Source organism: Borborobacter arsenicus (assembly GCF_003934165.1).
Classification (GTDB): domain Bacteria; phylum Pseudomonadota; class Alphaproteobacteria; order Rhizobiales; family Rhizobiaceae; genus Pseudaminobacter; species Pseudaminobacter arsenicus.
The window spans coordinates 1-16540 of sequence record NZ_ML133512.1; the positions used below are offsets into that span (position 1 = coordinate 1).

The following is a 16540-nucleotide window of genomic DNA, read 5'->3' on the forward strand; positions in this document are numbered from 1 at the left end:
CTGGTGCAGTCGGTGATCATCCTGGCCGACGGCAACCCCAATCCGGCGGTTGCGACCTTCAATTTCACCGAGGCAAGCGGTGCGGCCGTCGCCACAACACGCATGCGCCTGGCCAAGACCCAGAATGTGATCGCGGTGGCCAAGATGGCCGACGGCTCGGTGTTCATGGACAAGAAGCAGGTCAAGGTGACCATCGGCGGCTGCGGCGGCTGAGCGCTCAGGAAGGATTATTCACATGGCTACTCCGAAACCACGCGTAAAATTGCCCAAGTCGGCTGCTGCCGGCGAGGTCATCACCATCAAGACGCTGATCAGTCACGAGATGGAATCCGGCCAGCGCAAGGACAAGGATGGCAACACCATCCCGCGCAAGATCATCAACAAGTTCACCTGCGAGTTCAACGGCGCGCCGGTGTTCTCCTGCGATATCGATCCGGCGGTCTCGGCAAACCCGTATTTCGAGTTCAACGCCAAGGTCAACGAAGGCGGGACGTTCAAATTCACCTGGGTCGACGACGACGGTTCGGTCTATACCGACGAACAGAAGATCGACGTGAAGTAAACGGGGGCGGGCCTTGCGCCCGCGGCTCGGAAAAGGGGGAGGAAGGCCGTGAGAAACAAATTTGCCGCAGTCGCTTTCGGCGTGGCCATGGCATCGGCGGCCTTGTCGCCGGCCACGGCCGATCCGGTCGACGAGAAGCTTGTCATCGACGATGTCGAGATTGTCAGCCGTGCCAAGGCACCGGAAGGCCTTCCCTTCGACGAGGTCCTGTCCGGCTGGCTCTACCGCGAGGCCGAGACCCGGGCGCTCGAGGAGGATTCCTTCGAGAATCCCGGCATGCTGGCGGTGGAGCGTGGCGAAGAGGTCTGGAACACGGTCGATGGCAGTCAGGGCAAGTCCTGCGCCTCCTGCCACAATGATGCGGCCGAGACGATGAAGGGCATCGCCGCCAACTATCCGAAGTGGGATGTCGATGCCAAGCGCCCGATCAATATCGAATTGCAGATCGACAAGTGCCGCATCGAGAACATGGGCGCGGAGGCCTACAAGTTCAACGCCGAGGAACAGGTGGCGCTGACAACCTATATCAAGCATCAGTCGCTCGGCGCACCGGTCTCGCTCGATCTGACGCAGGGCGAGTTGCAAAGCTGGTGGGACCGCGGCAAGGACGTCTATTATACGCGCACCGGCCAGCTCAATCTCGCCTGTGCCTCCTGCCATGAGGCCAATGCCGGCAAGATGATCCGCGCCGACCATCTGAGCCAGGGACAGGCCAACGGCTTTCCCACCTACCGGTTGAAGGACGGCCTGGTTTCGCTGCATCAGCGCTTCCGCGGCTGCGTGCGTGACACCCGCGCCGAAACGCCCAAGGCTTTCTCCGACGACCTGATGGCACTGGAGCTGTACGTGACTTGGCGCGGCACCGGACTTGCTGTCGAGACGCCGGCTGTCCGGCACTGATCGTCGCGCGTCCAGGCGGACGCACAAAGAGCCCTGAACTGGGCATCGGAACGATCCGAAAACCGCTAGCCGGTTTTCGCACCGATGCTCTACCCGAAGCGGACACCGGCTTCGTCACGATGTCGGTGTCCAGACGATAAGATAAGAGTATCGCGTGCGTCCGCCGGACGTGGGCGCTTTCATTGCGGCGCGGGCCGGGCCCGTTCTCCCTTGCTTTGAGCGATCCGGCCATATGCCGGAGGGGCCGCAGGTTTCCCCTGGAGTGAAGATGTTTTCAAGACGCGAATTCCTGATGGCCACGGCAGCGCTTGGCGCGATCGCTGGTCCCGGTCTGGTCGGCAAATGGTCGCGGGCTGCTGCCCAGCAGGTGCTTTCAGAGAACGATCTGCTGGATTTCGACAGCTTCGGAAATGTCACGCTTGTCCACATAACCGATATCCATGGCCAGTTGATGCCGGTGCATTTCCGCGAGCCTTCCGTCAATCTGGGGGCCGGTGACGTCGCCGGCCTGCCGCCGCATGTCACCGGCGCGGATTTCCTCAAGCTTTACGACATCGCGCCCGGTACGCCGCATGCCTATGCGCTGACGGCGGAGGATTTCAGCAGCCTGGCCAAGTCCTATGGCAAGATGGGCGGGCTCGACCGCATTGCCACCATCGTCAAGCGTATCCGCGCCGAACGCGGCGACAACATGCTGCTGCTGGATGGCGGCGACACCTGGCAGGGCAGCTACACGTCGCTTATGACCAAAGGCCAGGACATGGTGGATGCCATGAATGCGCTGGCGCCCGATGCCATGACCGGCCATTGGGAATTCACCTATGGCGCCGACCGGGTGAAGGAGATCGTCGACAGCCTGCCTTTCGCTTTCCTAGGCGGCAATATCTACGATGCCGAGTGGAACGAACCGGCTTTCGAAGCCTACAAGATTTTCGAGAAAGGCGGCGTGAAGGTCGGCGTCATCGGTCAGGCCTTCCCCTATACGCCGATCGCCAATCCGCGCTGGATGTTCCCCAACTGGTCCTTCGGCATCCGCGAGGAAGACATCGTCGCCAATATCGAGGCGGCAAGGGAAGAGGGCGCTGATGTCATCGTGCTTCTGTCGCATAATGGTTTCGACGTCGACCGGGCGCTGGCCTCGCGCGTCGAGGGCATCGACGTCATCCTGACCGGCCACACCCATGACGCGCTGCCCGAGCCGGTGCTGGTGGGTAAGACCCTGCTGATCGCCAGCGGCTCGCACGGCAAATTCGTCACCCGTCTGGATCTCGACGTTCAGGGCGGCGAGATGAAGGGCTTCCGCCATCGCCTGATCCCGGTGTTCTCAGATGTGATCACACCGGATGCGGATATGGCCAAGCTGATCGGCGATTTGCGCGCGCCCTATGAACAGGAACTCAAGCGCGAATTGGCAACGACGGAATCGCTGCTGTTCCGGCGCGGCAATTTCAACGGCACCTTCGACGACCTGATCTGCCAGGCGCTGATCGATGTGCGCGAGGCCGACATCGCGCTGTCGCCCGGCTTCCGCTGGGGGACATCGGTGCTTCCGGGCGAGAAGATCACTGTGGAAGACCTCCACAATGCCTGCGCCATGACCTATCCGGCCGCCTATCGCTCGACCATGAGCGGGCAGGCGCTGAAGGACATACTCGAAGACGTCGCCGACAATCTGTTCAACAAGGACCCATATTACCAGCAGGGCGGCGACATGGTGCGCGTCGGCGGCATGGGCTACACGATCGACCCGCAGGGCGACATGGGCGGGCGTATCTCCGAAATGACGCTGCTCAAGACCGGCGAGGCGATCGACCCCGGCAAGGACTATGTCGTCGCTGGCTGGGCCTCTATCAACGAGGCTACCGAAGGTCCGGCGATCTGGGATGTCGTCGAGGATTATCTGGCGAAGAATCCAGTCGTGAAGCTGGAACCCAACCGTTCAGTGAAGCTGGCGGGCTAATTCCGGGCAGGCCCCTCGTCATCGAGGGGTCCATTGCACCTTGATATATAGAAAAAACTGCATATAATGTTTTTCCTATATGACCGGGAGACATTCATGAGTGTTGTTCAAAAGGGCGGCGCGGCCGTGGCATCGGCTTCGCGACGGCAGTTTCTGAAGGCCGGGCTGGCGGGCGGGGCGGTAGCGGCCGCAAGCACGGTGGCCGGCGGCGCGCTGGCCGCGGGCGATCCGCTGATTACCGAGATCCAGGACTGGAACCGCTATCCCGGCGACGGTGTCGACGCATTCCCTTATGGCAAGCCCTCGCAGTTCGAGAGCGAGGTGGTGCGTCGCAACGTGCCGTGGCTGACCTCCGACTCGATCTCATCCATCAATTTCACGCCACTGCATGAGCTTGACGGCATCATCACGCCGAACGGGCTTTGCTTCGAGCGCCATCATGCCGGCATCGCCGTGGTCGATCCGCAACAGCATCGGTTGATGATCAACGGGCTGGTCGATACGCCGCTGGTATTCACCATGGCCGACCTGATGCGCTTCCCGCGCGAAAACCGCGTCTACTTCCTGGAATGCGCGGCGAATTCCGGCATGGAATGGCGCGGCTCGCAGCTCAATGGCTGCCAGTTCACGCATGGCATGGTGCATTGCGTCATGTATACGGGCGTTCCGCTGAAATATCTGCTCGAGGAAGCGGGCGTGAAGACCAGCGCCAAGTGGATCATGCCGGAAGGCGCCGATGCCTCGGCCATGACGCGCTCGATCCCGCTTGAAAAGGCGCTCGAGGATTGCCTGGTCGCCTTCAAGATGAATGGCGAGGCGCTGCGCCCCGAGCAGGGCTACCCGCTGCGCCTGGTCGTTCCCGGCTGGGAAGGCAATATGTGGATCAAATGGCTGCGCCGCATCGAAGTCGGCGACGAGCCATGGCACCAGCGCGAGGAGACGTCGAAATATACCGACCTCCTGGCGAACGGCAAGGCGCGCCGGTTCACCTGGGTCATGGACGTCAAGTCCGTCATCACCAATCCGAGCCCGCAGGCCCCGATCAAGTACAAGCGCGGCCGCACGGTGCTGACCGGCCTGGCCTGGTCGGGCAACGGCACCATCAAGCGCGTTGACGTGACGCTGGACGGTGGCCGCAACTGGGTGACCGCACGGCTGGACGGGCCGAGCCTGTCGAAATCGCTGCACCGCTTCTACTACGAGTTCGACTGGGACGGCTCGGAACTGTTCCTGCAGTCACGCGCGATCGATGAGGCTGGGTTCGTGCAGCCGACCAAGGATGAATTGCGCGCCGCGCGCGGCGACAACTCGATCTATCACAATAACGGCATCCAGACCTGGCATGTGAACCCAGACGGAGTGATTGAAAATGTCGAGATTTCCTAATGCCGTTCTGGTGGCTGCCGCAGCGCTGCTTGCCGCTGTCACATCGGTCTCTGCGCAGGATGCGGCCCTGGGCGAAAAGGTCTTTGCCCGATGCAAGGCCTGCCATGCGGTGGGCGAAGGTGCCGAGAACCGCGTCGGTCCGCATCTGAACGAGCTGTTCGGACGCACGGCCGGTTCGATCGAGGGCTTCAAATATTCGCCCGCCATGACCAAGGCCGGCGAGGGTGGCCTGGTCTGGGAGGACGAGACGCTTGCCGAGTTCCTGGCCAAGCCGAAGGACCTCGTGAAGGGCACGAAAATGGCCTTTGCCGGCCTGAAGAAGGAAGACGAGATCGCCAATCTGACGGCCTATCTCAAGACCTTCTCGGCGAATGCGGCATCTGGAGCCGCTACGCCTGCTGCCCCGGCATCCGATGCCCCTGAAGCGCCGGCAGAGAAGAAGTCGGAAGCCGCTCCCGATGCGCCTGAAACGAAGGCGGCGGCTGCGACCGAAGCCGCTCCCGCAGAGGCAGCGGCCGAAGTTTCCGAGGAAGTTCCGTCCCATGGCGTCTTCCATCTCGGGCGGCCTGCGACCGAGGATGAGGTCGCGGCCTGGGACATCGATATCAGGCCGGATGGCGCCGGACTGCCCGAAGGGCGCGGCACGGTCGCGCAGGGCGAGACGCTTTTTGCCGATCAGTGCGCATCCTGCCATGGCGATTTCGGCGAGGCGGTCGGGCGCTGGCCGGTTCTGGCCGGCGGGCAGGGCACCTTGATGAATGAGCGTCCGGAAAAGACGGTCGGCTCCTTCTGGCCCTATCTGTCGACGGTTTATGACTATATCCGTCGCGCCATGCCGTTCGGCAATGCGCGCTCGCTGAGCGACGACGATGTCTATGCGCTGACGGCCTATGTGCTTTATCTCAACGACATCGTGACGGAAGAGGACTTCGAGCTCTCCAAGGAGAACTTCACCTCGATCCGGTTGCCCAATGAGGACAATTTCATCGATGACGACCGGCTTTCGGAGCCGCATTATGCCGCCAATATCGAGCCTTGCATGAAGGACTGCAAGCCAGGCAAGGCCGAGATCACCAAGCATGCCGCCGTGCTGGATGTGACGCCGGACAGCGTGGATGACGAAGAAAATACCGGTGGCGGAATAGACTGACCCCCTTCATTCCACGCCCCGGTGGGCGGGCTCGCTTGCCGCGCCGGGGTGTTCGCGAAACCAATATGACAAGGCCGGCCGGAACAAATTCCGGCCGCTTGCGTTCAGAACGGTTGCAGCAGGGTCTGTCCGATGGCGCCGCGCCCGTTCTGGAAGGGGTATTTGAAACTTTCGCTCGTCACCTGCCCGGTGGCGATGATGCCGGCGACTTCCGAGACCGAGAAGGTTCGCTTCCACACGCTCAACCGCAAATCCGGCAACCGCGTCGTCAGCCAATATGTCGATTCCGTCACCGGCAAGCCCGTCGATGAAGACGACGAGGTCAAGGGTTATCCGCGCGGCGAAGACGAATATGTGCTGCTCGAGGATGACGAGCTGGAGTCCGTCGGGCTGGAAAGCACCCGCACTATCGATATCGAGATGTTCGTGCCGGCCGACAGTATCGGCCCGATCTGGTACGACAAGCCGCACTATCTTACGCCTGACGATCCGGTCGGCGAGGAGGCGTTTTCCGTCATACGCGACGCCATGGCGTCGACCGGCATGGTCGGCGTATCGCGGCTGGTGATGTATCGACGCGAGCGTGCGGTGATGCTGGAGCCGCGCGACAAGGGCATCGTTTTGTGGACGCTGCGCTATGGCGACGAGGTGCGCGACGAGGAGAACTATTTTGGCGGCATCGGCTCGGAAAAGGCCGACCCCGAACTGATGACGCTGGTCAAGACGCTGATCGACGAGCGCACCAGGTCATGGGACCCCAAGATGGTCGACGACCCGGTGCAGCACCGATTGCTCGACATCATCGCGGCAAAGAAGAAGGGCAGGAAGCGGCCTGCCGCGTCTGCCAAGAGCGAGCCCGAAAAGCCCAGCAATGTCATCAACATCATGGACGCGCTGAAGAAGAGCATCGCCTCGGAAAAGAAGCCGGGAAAGCGCAAATAACTGCGCTCGATCGTTTCAGGCTTTTGCTAAACAGCCCCTCATCCTTACCCTCTCCCCGCAAGCGGGGAGAGGGGGGCGTTAGCGTTGAGGCCATCCTCCTTCTCCCTGCTTGCGGGGAGAAGGTCCCGTCAGGGGATGAGGGGCGGATTGCATCGCTCCCTATGCCGATTTGCGGCGGCGCTGCTTCGGCTGTTCGAGCGGGGCGGCTTCCTTGCGGAAGCCCTCCCATGGATCGCGGCGAAGCGAGGCGAGGCGTTTGGGCATGTTTTCCACGGTGAAATAGGCGGGGCCGATGCCGGGGCCGAGTTCATCCCAGGTCAGCGGCGCCGATACCGCGGTGCCGGGACGGGCGCGGCTTGAATAGGCGGCGACCGCCGTGGCGCCGCGCTGGTTGCGCAGATAGTCGATGAGGATCTTGCCGCCGCGCTTGGCCTTGGCGATGGTCGAGACGTAGCGGTCAGGGCTGTCGGCAGCCATCGCGTCGGCAATCGCCTTGGTCAGGTCCTTCACCGCCGGCCATTCGGCCTTCGGCTTCAGAGGGGCGACGACATGCAGCCCCTTGCCGCCGGAAGTCTTGACGAAGGCGGTGAGCCCGGCTTCCTTTAGCCGGTCGCGAGTTTCCTCGGCAGCCTCGATCACCCGGTCCCAGGGAACGCCGTCGCCGGGGTCGAGATCCATGATGATGATGTCGGGCTTTTCCCAGTCGGCCACGGTCGAGCCCCAGGGATGGATTTCCAGCACGGCCGACTGGACCAGCCCGATCAGGCCGTCGAGACTGTCGATGCTGATCAGCGGCTCGTCGTCCGGCTCCTTCGGGTCGTTGATCAGGACAATGTTGGGATTGATCCCCTTCCAGGCGTGCTTCTGGAAGAATTTCTCGCCGACAATGCCGCTCGGACAGCGCAGCAGCGCCAATGGGCGCCCGGTGATGAAGGGCTCGATATGCGGCCAGATTTCCGCGTAATAGTCGGCGAGCCCCTGCTTGGTGACGCCGGTATCCGGCCAGTAGATGCGATCGGGATGGGTGAGCTTCACGGTGTGGTTCTGCACCTTCGCAGCCTCCTTTGCTGCCGCCCTGGGCGTTTCCAGCACGATCTCCTGCGCTGGCTTGTCTTCGCGCAGGCCGCGAAAGGAAGCGTGGCGCAGATTGCCGTCGGCAGTCCAGGCGCGGAATTCCGCTTCTGCCACCAGTTCGGGTCGCACATAGCGCACCTGCCTTGCTTCCTCGGCCGTCAGTTTTTTGGCGAAAGGGCTCGAAGGGATGCGCAAACGCTCCAGCCGACGCCACAAATCCTCGGCGACTGCCGTGGAAAAGCCGGTTCCGACGCGGCCGACATGGCGCAGTTCGCCGCCGTCATAGATGCCAAGCACAAGCGAGCCGATCGCCTTGCGCGAGGCGGTGGAGGGGACATAGCCGGCAATGACGAATTCCTGGCGCTCCGAACATTTGACCTTCATCCAGTTTTTCACGCGCCCTGACTGGTAGGGTGCGTCGCGCAGTTTGGAGACGATGCCCTCAAGCCCGAGTTGGCAGGCATGGTGAAAAACGGTGCGACCGTTTTCTTCGAAATGGGTGCTGTAGCGGATGATCCCGTTGCCGTGGCCGACAAGCTGTGCCAGCAGCGATTTGCGTTGGATCAGCTTCAGTTCGTTCAAATCGTAGCCGTCCAGATGGAGGAGGTCGAAGACGTAGAAGATAAAGCGATCCGCGCGGCCCTCGCTCAAATCCGCCTGCAGAGCCGAGAAATCGGAGGCGCCGGCATTGGTCTCGACGACGAGTTCGCCATCGATCAGGGCGGTTCCGACCGGCAAGTCCTGCAATGCCGTCACGACCTGCTTGCCGAACTTCTTCGTCCAGTCGAGCCCCTTTCTCGTCAGCAGCTTGACGCGGCCGACCTCGATGCGTGCCTGCAGGCGATAGCCGTCGAATTTGATCTCGTGTAACCAGCGCGCGCCGGTGGGCGCGGACGGTGCGAGGGTTGCCAGCATCGGCTCGATGAAATCGGGCAGGGCGGCCTTTTTCGCACCCTTGATCTTCGCCGGCTCCGGCAATACTGGCGCTGGCGGCTCATCCGCCTGCTTCGTCCTGGCCTTCGACGCTTTGCGGCGCTTCTTGTCGATCCTGCCTGTCCGGGACGACCAGCCGGGCTCCTCGCCCTCGACGTCGGCGATATCCCGGCCGGTCTTCACCGATTCCGGGCGTTCCTCGAGGATGTCGGGATCGCGCTCGCTGCGCGCGGCATCATCCTCGCCCTTGATCAGCAGCCAGTTCTCGCGCTTCTCGCGCGGCTTACGCTGCATCCGGACCAGGTGCCAGAGACCGTCCAGTTTCTCGCCGTGCAGCTCGAATTCCAGATGCCCCTTGGCGTAGCCCTTGTGCGCATCGAATACCGGCGTCCAGGTTCCCCGGTCCCAGATGATGACGGTGCCGCCGCCATATTCCCCTTTCGGAATGGTTCCTTCGAAGTCGCCATATTCGAGGGGATGGTCCTCGACGTGAACGGCCAGCCGTTTTTCGCTCGGCACGAGGCTCGGCCCGCGGGTGACAGCCCAGCTCTTGAGGACACCGTCCATCTCCAGCCGGAAATCATAATGCAGCCGGGTCGCGTCGTGTTTCTGGATGACGAAGCTGTTGCCGGCTTTGCGGGCGCGGGCGCCTTTGGGTTCGGGGGTGGCATCGAAATCCCGCTTCTTGCGGTAGGTTTCGAGCGCCATCCTTTAACCCGCCTTGCGACGTGGAGCGGCGGTTCGTTCGGCGCGTGCTTTCGTGGACCCGGATGCGGTCTTCTTGGCAAGGCTGGCGCTTTCACGCAGCGCCGCCATGAGATCGACCACCTTCTCGCGCTTCGGCTCCTTGCGCGGTTCGATCTTGCGACCTTCGAGCTTGGCCTTGACCAGATCGGCAAGGGCGGCCTCGTAGCGGTCATGGAATTCCGATGGATCGAACTTGCCCTTTTTCGTTTCGATGATGTGTTCGGCCAGTTCCAGCATCTCGCCCTTGATCTTCATATCGGGCACTTCGTCGAAGGCGTCCTTGGCCGAGCGGACCTCATAGTCGAAATTCAGCGTGGTGGCGGCCAGCCCGTCGCCATGGGGACGGATGAGCAGCGTGCGGACGCGGCGAAACAGCACCGTCTGGGCAAGGGCCGCGACCTTCTTTGCCTTCATGCCGTCGCGGATCAGCGCAAAAGCTTCCTCGGCGTGCCGGTCCGACGGCGCAAGATAATAGGGCTTGTCGAAATAGAGGTCGTCGACGTCGTCATTACGGATGAAGGCATCGACGGACAGCGTCTTGTCGCTTTCGGGAACGGCGGCGGCCACCTCCTCCGGCTCCAGCACGACATAGTCGCCCGGCCCGACCTCGTAGCCTTTGACCTGATCTTCCTTTTCAACCGGCTTGCCGCTGTCTCCGTCGATGAAAATCCGGTTGACGCGATGGCCGGTCGCCCGGTTGATGGTGTGGAAGGTGATGCGTTCGGAGGTGGAGGCGGCGGTGTAGAGTGCTACCGGACAGACCAGCTCGGCGACTTTCAGAAAGCCCTTCCAGTTCGCTCTCGGCGCCAACTCGAAACCCTCGCTCCTGTCGCCGGCACGCATCTGCAGGCAAGGCAGATTGCCGGCGAACATCACAACGAGAGGCTCAACGCAGAACCCTTGGCTTTGTTCCATCATGACCTTTTCTGTGCCGGCACTTGCCATTTTTGTACTGTTAGGTACAGAGTATCTAAATCAGTACAGAAGGAGAAAATCAGTGCCTATTGTCCCTCCATTCACCCATGAGAGCGCGTCCCAGAAGGTCCGTCTTGCCGAAGACGGCTGGAACAGCAGAAATCCTGAAAAGGTTGCGCTCGTCTACACGGAAGACAGCCGCTGGCGAAACCGATCCGAATTCGTCAACGGGCGCGCCGAGATCATCGCGTTTCTGACACGGAAATGGGCAAAGGAACTGGACTATCGCCTGATAAAGGAAATGTGGGCGTTTTCACCAAACCGGATTGCGGTGCGCTACGCCTATGAATGGCATGACGACAGTGCAAACTGGTTTCGCTCCTACGGTAATGAGAACTGGGAATTCGATGCGGCCGGCCTGATGCAGCGACGCTTCGCCTGCATCAATGATTTGCCTATTGCGGGGGCCGATCGAAAGTTCCATTGGCCGCTCGGCCGCCGGCCGGATGATCACCCCGGATTGTCCGAGCTTGGCCTTTGAGCAATGGAGAACTGCATTGGCGCGAATGGTTCATGAGCGAACTGATGTCATCCCGCTTCTGGCCGAGATTTTTCGGGATCTCGGCTATGAGGGGGCGACCCTCAGCCGGATCACCGAAAGGACCGGCCTGGGGAAGGGCAGCCTCTATCACTTCTTCCCCGGAGGAAAGGAGGATATGGCGGCGGTCGTGCTCGCTGATGTCGATGCCTGGTTCGAGCGTTCTGTCTTCCAGCCGCTGCGGCTTGAAGAACCGCAACGGGCAATTCCTGCCATGTGGGAGGCGGTCGACGCTTATTTTCATTCCGGCCAGCGCATCTGTCTTGTCGGCGCCTTCGCGCTTGATGAGACCCGGGACCGCTTTTCTGCAACCATCCGAGGCTATTTCGGCCGCTGGATAGAGGCGTTGCAGGACGCCCTTCTGCGCGCGGGGCGCGACAAGGAGACGGCTGCACGCGACGCCGAAGAAACGGTCCTGGCAATCCAGGGCGCGCTTGTTCTTTCGCGTGCGACCGGCGACGAGGGGCTTTTCGCCCGCACCCTGGATCGGCTGCGGCTACGCGTTGCGGCGGCGTAGCCTGGGCTGAATTTGGGGCTTTTGGGGCAGCACCTTGCCGGGGTTCATGATCGTTTGGCCGTCCAGCGTCGCCTTCACCCGCGCCATAGCCTCGAGCTTGGTCGGATCGGCGGTGGTCAACAGGGAATGGATACGCTTGGAGCCGACGCCATGTTCGGCTGAAAACGAGCCGCCACGTTGGCGCAGCCCGTCATAGAGGACGGTTTCGACTGCACCGGCGATACGTTCCGGCAGCGGCCCGCGCCGGTTGAGCGCGATGTGCAGGTTGCCATCGGCCAGATGCCCGAAAAGATAGGGCTCCAGATCGGGCTCGATGGCGGACAGGCCCTGCAGGATATGGGCGACATAGGCGTCGATTTCCGACAGCGGCACAGAAACGTCGTAGGATGGCGAGGCCGGATGGGTGCGATAGATCACATCCGTATCCTCGCGCAGCCGCCACAGGTCGATTTCCTGTTGCTTGGAACTGGCGATGATGCCGGTCGTTTCGGGGAAGCGGTCGAGCACTTCGGCAAAGAGCCGTTCGAATTCACTATGAAGCGCCTGCTCATTGGCGCCGCCAAGCGACAATAGCAGGCAGATCGGCTGGTCAAGCGGAAAGTCCGGTTCCGACCAGCCATGCGCGGAAGCCGCCAGCCTTATATAGGATTGCCATAGCGCCTCGGCAGCGCGCAGGTGGCCGGCCTCGGTGTCGAGGGCGAGCCGGATCGTTTCCAGCGCGGCACCGACGGAAGGCAGGCCGAAAAGCGCGGTTGCGGTGGCCCTGGGCAGCGGATCGAGTTTCAGCACGACGCGGGTGACGATGCCAAGCGTTCCTTCCGCGCCGATGAAGAGATGCTTCAGGTCGTAGCCGGCTGAGGTTTTCACCACGCGGGTCAAATCCGACAGGATCGAGCCGTCGGCCAGCACCGCTTCCAGGCCGAGCACACGATGGCGCATCACGCCGTTGCGGAAGGCCATGATCCCGCCGGCATTGGTGGAAACCATGCCGCCGATGGTCGCCGAACCGCGCGAGGGCAGATCGATGCCGGGCTCGAGCCGATGCTCGGCGGCGGCCATCTGCAGTGCCTCCAGGGTGGCGCCTGCCTGCACCACGGCCACGCGCTCGATCGGATCGAGCCGCTCGATCGTGTTCATGCGCGCCAGGGACAGCACGATCTGGCCGGGGCTCGACACGCTGCCGCCGACGAGGCCGGTGCGCCCGCCCTGCGGCACTACCGGGACCTGATGGTCGCGGCAAAGGCGGATGACGGCGGCGACTTCCTCGGTCGAGCCAGGTGCAACAACAATGCCGGCGCCGAAATTGTCCGGGTTCCAGCCGGGATCGGCAGCGGTCACCACCTCGCCGGTCCGGACATTTCCCCCGCCGACGACCATTCGCAAGGCATCGAGCAGGGCGTCAGGAACTGGTTTTTCAGGCGATGCGGAATCCGGGGTCATTTTGCGGGCACCAGTTGGGCGAGGGCCTGGATCAGGCGGTCGTTTTCGGCCGGAGAGCCGATGGTGGCGCGCAGGAAGCATTCATAGCCCTTTTCACGCCAGGCCTTGACGATGATGCCTTCCTGCAGGAGCGAAGCCGCCAGAGCGGAACTGTCGCCACCGCAATCGAAGAACAGGAAATTGGTCTGCGACGGGGCGAGGCGAAGCCCGAGTTTTTCCAGCGCGGCGGCAACACGCAACCGCTCGGCGCGGATGCGTGCGACCGATGCCTTCATCCAGGCTTCGTCCTCAAGTGCTGCAATGGCTGCGAGCTGGGCGGCGGCATTGACGTTGAAGGGCGTCTTGGCAGCCGCGATCACCCGCGCGACCTCATGATCGGAACAGACGGCATAGCCGACGCGCAGGCCGGCCAGCCCATAGGCCTTGGAGAAGGTGCGCAGCACGACATGGGCAATTCCGCTCTCGCGCAGCACCTCGATCCCGTCCGGCGCGTCCGGATCTGCGAATTCGAAATAGGCTTCGTCGAGGACGAACAGCGTGCCGGGCCGCACCGCACTGACCAGGCGCTCAAGTGCCTGGCTGTCGAGGCCGGGGCCGACCGGGTTCCAGGGCGAAGAGAGGAAGACGACGCGCGGGCCAGCAGCGATCGCCTGTTCGAGCGCATCGAGGTCGAAGCCGAGCGATGCGCTCATCGGCACCTTGACCACGCTGGCGCCGGCGGCAAGCGGCTCGATTTCATGCAGGCCGAAGCTCGGAACCACAGTGGCCACGGAAGTGCCGGGGACGAGCAGCGCCCGCGAGATGGCGGCGATCATTTCTTCCGAGCCGTTGCCGACGACGATCCGGGATGGCTCGATCCGCAGTCTTTCGCCGAGTGCTGCACGCAGTGCCGAGCAGGCAGGGTCGGCATAGCGCCATGGCTCGAATGCGGAGGAGGCCAGCGCTGCCATCACCGCCGGCGAGCAGCCATCGGGGTTCTCGTTGCTGGCGAGACGGGCGATGTCATGTCGGCCGCTGGCGGCGCGGGCGGCGGCGATGTTCATGCCGGCATTATAGGCCGGCAGCGAGGCGACATGCGGGTTGAAGGGCAGGCTGCTTTCCAATTTCGCCTCGACCGATTGTTCCAAGTTCAGCTTCCGTTTTGAGAGAGTAATGACACAGGCGGTCAGATGTCGATCACGACCGGCCCCTGGGGCTTCGAGCAGCACAAGAGCATTTCGCCGGCACCGAGCTCGTCCAGCGGCTCCTCGAAATAGGCGACCTCGCCTTCGACCAGGCGTGACTTGCAGGTGCTGCAGATGCCCGCCCGGCAACTGAAGTCCGGCGAAAGTCCCTGCGCCTCGGCAAAATCGAGCAGCGAGCCTGCTTCCTCGTCCCACATTGCGGTCAGGCCGGATTTGCGGAACTCGACCGTGATACCATCGCCTGCAACGGCTTTGTCCGCAGATGGCGGAGCGGCGGCCGGGACGGGCGCGGCAGGGGCCTGTTCGAGAACGGTAGCAGGGCCGAAGAATTCATAGGCGATGCGGTGCCTTTCGATGCCAAGGCCGCGCAGGATTTGGTAGACCGCCTGCATGAAGGGCGGTGGCCCGCACAGATAGACCTCGTAGTCGTCGAGCGGCAGCAGGCTTTGCAGCAATTCGCGGCTGATGAGGCCTTCGCTGTGATGGCGTTTGTCTGCCTTGTCCCGTTCGGTGGGGAAGCGGTAGCAGAAATGCGTTTTGATGCCGGGGCGCGAGGCGGCAAGCGCCTCCACTTCATCGCGCAGCGCATGCACATCGCCATTGTCGCAGGCATGGACGAAATGCACCCGGCGGTCGGTGGCAGTAAGCGCATGCAGCATAGACACCATCGGCGTCAGCCCGACGCCGCCGCTGAGCAGCAGGACCGGGCGCGTGCTGGTGCGGTCAAGCACGAACTCGCCGCGCGGGCCTTCGGCTGCAAGCACGTCGCCGACCTCGATCGCATCGTGCAGATAGCAGGAACTGACGCCGTCGGGCAGGCCGGGCTGCGGCGCGGCTTCCCGCTTCACCGTGATGCGGTAGCTGCCCTCGCGAGCGGGCGAGCAGGAGACGCTGTAATTGCGCAACACAAAATCGTCCCGTCCGGGAACCGGGATACGGAACACCAGGAATTGCCCCGGCTGGAACGCCCGCCAACCGTCCGGGTCAGCGGGTTCCAGATGAAAAGAAGTGATGACACTGCTTTCACGGATTTTCGCGACCACCTTCAGGTCGCGAAAACCGCTCTTGCGTTGCGCCAACTGTGCGACCGGAGCGTTCATTCGGCGGCCGCGAGCTGCGGGTTCTCGCTGGCGATCAGATTGGCCAGGTTGCGGCGGAAGCGCAGCGGGCCGACGTCGATCTTGAGATCGAGATTGGGGGTGCGCTTGTTAGCCATGCCCTTGTGCACGGCATTGAGCACCACGCGGTCCTCCTCGAAGGCGCCGCGCACCGACTTGGCGAACTGGCTCGACACTTCCTCGTCATTCGGCGCGAAATTGCGCATCTGGAACCAGTAATATTTCGTCTGGTTCTCATCGACCGGCGTCATGAAATTGTAGCTGTCCATCAGGAACACGTCTTCGTGGAAGGGCTTGCCTTCGCCGCCGGTATTTGCCGGCACGAAGATCGCCCTGATGATGGCATTGCTCGGATAGCGCACCTCATAGTGCTGCTTGCGGTCGCAATTGCCGGAGAATTTGAGGAAGGGCGCATAGAAGGGAGCCGGCTCGACGTCGATCATCCAGCGCCAGACCGTCACCCCATCCTCGCCGACCGTCGTTTCGAGCGGGGCGCCTTCCATGGCCTGGACGCCGCCGAAGGACGACTGGTGCACCCATGAGACATGCGACGGATCGAGCAGGTTGTCGGTCATGTAGAGATAGTTGCAGTCCAGCACCATGGACTCGCCCCTGTTGACGCCCCAGGCCGGGTCGCCCCAATGCTCGACTTCGAAGATCTTTGCCGGATCAGCCTTTTCGGCCTCGCCCATCCAGATCCACAACAGGCCGTAGCGCTCGGCGATCGGATAGGACTGGACGCGCGCCACATGCGGAATCTTTTCGGCGCCCGGAACACGGGTGCAGGTGCCGGTGCAGTCGAATGTCAGGCCATGATAGCCGCATTCGACGTCGTCGCCCTTGATGCGCCCCATCGACAGCGGCAGCTTGCGATGCGGGCAGGCATCCTCCAATGCGGCCGGCGTGCCGTCGCTCTTGCGGTAAAGGACGATATCTTCGCCGAGAATCTTGACCGGCTTAAGCTCGCGCCCGACCTCATGGTCCCATGCGGCGACATACCAGGCGTTTTTCAGGAACATGATGGCTTCCTCCTAGGGGTGGCTTTCTATCGTTTTGACGATACGCCGCCGCCAGCAGCGTATAAAGAGCTTGCAAATGTGTTCTGTTTTAGAAA

At 62.5% G+C, this 16540-nt stretch carries 15 protein-coding genes; 9 read left to right on the forward strand and 6 right to left on the reverse strand.

Going from position 1 to position 16540, the window contains the following annotated elements; translation table 11 throughout:
* The 7 genes from EET67_RS05925 to ku (EET67_RS05955) all read left to right on the forward strand — a co-directional run.
* Positions 1–213, forward strand: a 213-nt coding sequence (locus EET67_RS05925; protein WP_281011009.1) for a thiosulfate oxidation carrier protein SoxY, incomplete at its 5' end; no start/stop codon positions are given.
* A 22-nt stretch (positions 214–235) separates the two neighbouring features.
* The gene (gene soxZ, locus EET67_RS05930; protein WP_128625310.1) at positions 236–562 is read left to right on the forward strand and encodes a thiosulfate oxidation carrier complex protein SoxZ; all 327 of its coding nucleotides are present in this window, start codon (positions 236–238) and stop codon (positions 560–562) included.
* An 87-nt stretch (positions 563–649) separates the two neighbouring features.
* The gene (gene soxA / locus EET67_RS05935) at positions 650–1462 is read left to right on the forward strand and encodes a sulfur oxidation c-type cytochrome SoxA (protein ID WP_128625380.1); all 813 of its coding nucleotides are present in this window, start codon (positions 650–652) and stop codon (positions 1460–1462) included.
* 268 nt (positions 1463–1730) lie between these two features.
* Positions 1731–3422, forward strand: a complete 1692-nt coding sequence (soxB, locus tag EET67_RS05940) for a thiosulfohydrolase SoxB (RefSeq protein ID WP_128625311.1) — start codon at positions 1731–1733, stop codon at positions 3420–3422.
* Positions 3423–3518: 96 nt separating this feature from the next.
* The gene (gene soxC / locus EET67_RS05945; protein ID WP_128625312.1) at positions 3519–4808 is read left to right on the forward strand and encodes a sulfite dehydrogenase; all 1290 of its coding nucleotides are present in this window, start codon (positions 3519–3521) and stop codon (positions 4806–4808) included.
* Positions 4792–5958, forward strand: a complete 1167-nt coding sequence (locus EET67_RS05950) for a c-type cytochrome (protein WP_128625313.1) — start codon at positions 4792–4794, stop codon at positions 5956–5958. Before soxC ends, EET67_RS05950 begins: the two co-directional genes overlap by 17 nt.
* A gap of 132 nt (positions 5959–6090) precedes the next feature.
* A complete protein-coding gene (gene ku / locus EET67_RS05955; protein WP_128625314.1) occupies positions 6091–6900 on the forward strand; it encodes a non-homologous end joining protein Ku in 810 nt (269 codons plus the stop codon).
* A gap of 159 nt (positions 6901–7059) precedes the next feature.
* Here ku (EET67_RS05955) and ligD read toward each other — a convergent pair whose 3' ends face one another.
* Together ligD and ku (EET67_RS05970) are read right to left on the reverse strand one after the other, a co-directional pair.
* Positions 7060–9615, reverse strand: coding sequence for a DNA ligase D (gene ligD, locus EET67_RS05965; protein ID WP_128625316.1), 2556 nt, complete (start codon positions 9613–9615; stop codon positions 7060–7062).
* 3 nt (positions 9616–9618) lie between these two features.
* The gene (ku, locus tag EET67_RS05970) at positions 9619–10464 is read right to left on the reverse strand and encodes a non-homologous end joining protein Ku (protein ID WP_128625381.1); all 846 of its coding nucleotides are present in this window, start codon (positions 10462–10464) and stop codon (positions 9619–9621) included.
* A gap of 106 nt (positions 10465–10570) precedes the next feature.
* Between ku (EET67_RS05970) and EET67_RS05975 the strand changes: the two genes are divergently transcribed.
* Together EET67_RS05975 and EET67_RS05980 are read left to right on the forward strand one after the other, a co-directional pair.
* Positions 10571–11110 carry a nuclear transport factor 2 family protein gene (locus EET67_RS05975; RefSeq protein WP_128625317.1) on the forward strand — a complete coding sequence of 180 codons (540 nt, stop codon included), beginning with the start codon at positions 10571–10573 and terminating at the stop codon, positions 11108–11110.
* A gap of 25 nt (positions 11111–11135) precedes the next feature.
* A complete protein-coding gene (locus EET67_RS05980; RefSeq protein WP_128625382.1) occupies positions 11136–11684 on the forward strand; it encodes a TetR/AcrR family transcriptional regulator in 549 nt (182 codons plus the stop codon).
* Here EET67_RS05980 and EET67_RS05985 read toward each other — a convergent pair.
* The 4 genes from EET67_RS05985 to EET67_RS06000 are packed head-to-tail and all read right to left on the reverse strand — an operon-like array spanning position 11664 to position 16445.
* Entirely contained in the window at positions 11664–13124 is a 1461-nt protein-coding gene (locus tag EET67_RS05985; RefSeq protein ID WP_128625318.1) for an FAD-binding oxidoreductase, read from the reverse strand. The genes EET67_RS05980 and EET67_RS05985 overlap by 21 nt on opposite strands.
* Positions 13121–14251 (reverse strand): histidinol-phosphate transaminase, encoded by a 1131-nt coding sequence (gene hisC / locus EET67_RS05990; RefSeq protein WP_128625319.1) that lies wholly within the window; start codon positions 14249–14251, stop codon positions 13121–13123. Before hisC ends, EET67_RS05985 begins: the two co-directional genes overlap by 4 nt.
* 38 nt (positions 14252–14289) lie before the next feature.
* Complete coding sequence (locus tag EET67_RS05995; RefSeq protein ID WP_128625320.1) at positions 14290–15408, reverse strand: 2Fe-2S iron-sulfur cluster-binding protein; 1119 nt, start codon at positions 15406–15408, stop codon at positions 14290–14292.
* Complete coding sequence (locus tag EET67_RS06000; RefSeq protein ID WP_128625321.1) at positions 15405–16445, reverse strand: aromatic ring-hydroxylating dioxygenase subunit alpha; 1041 nt, start codon at positions 16443–16445, stop codon at positions 15405–15407. Before EET67_RS06000 ends, EET67_RS05995 begins: the two co-directional genes overlap by 4 nt.
* Positions 16446–16540: the final 95 nt, after the last annotated feature.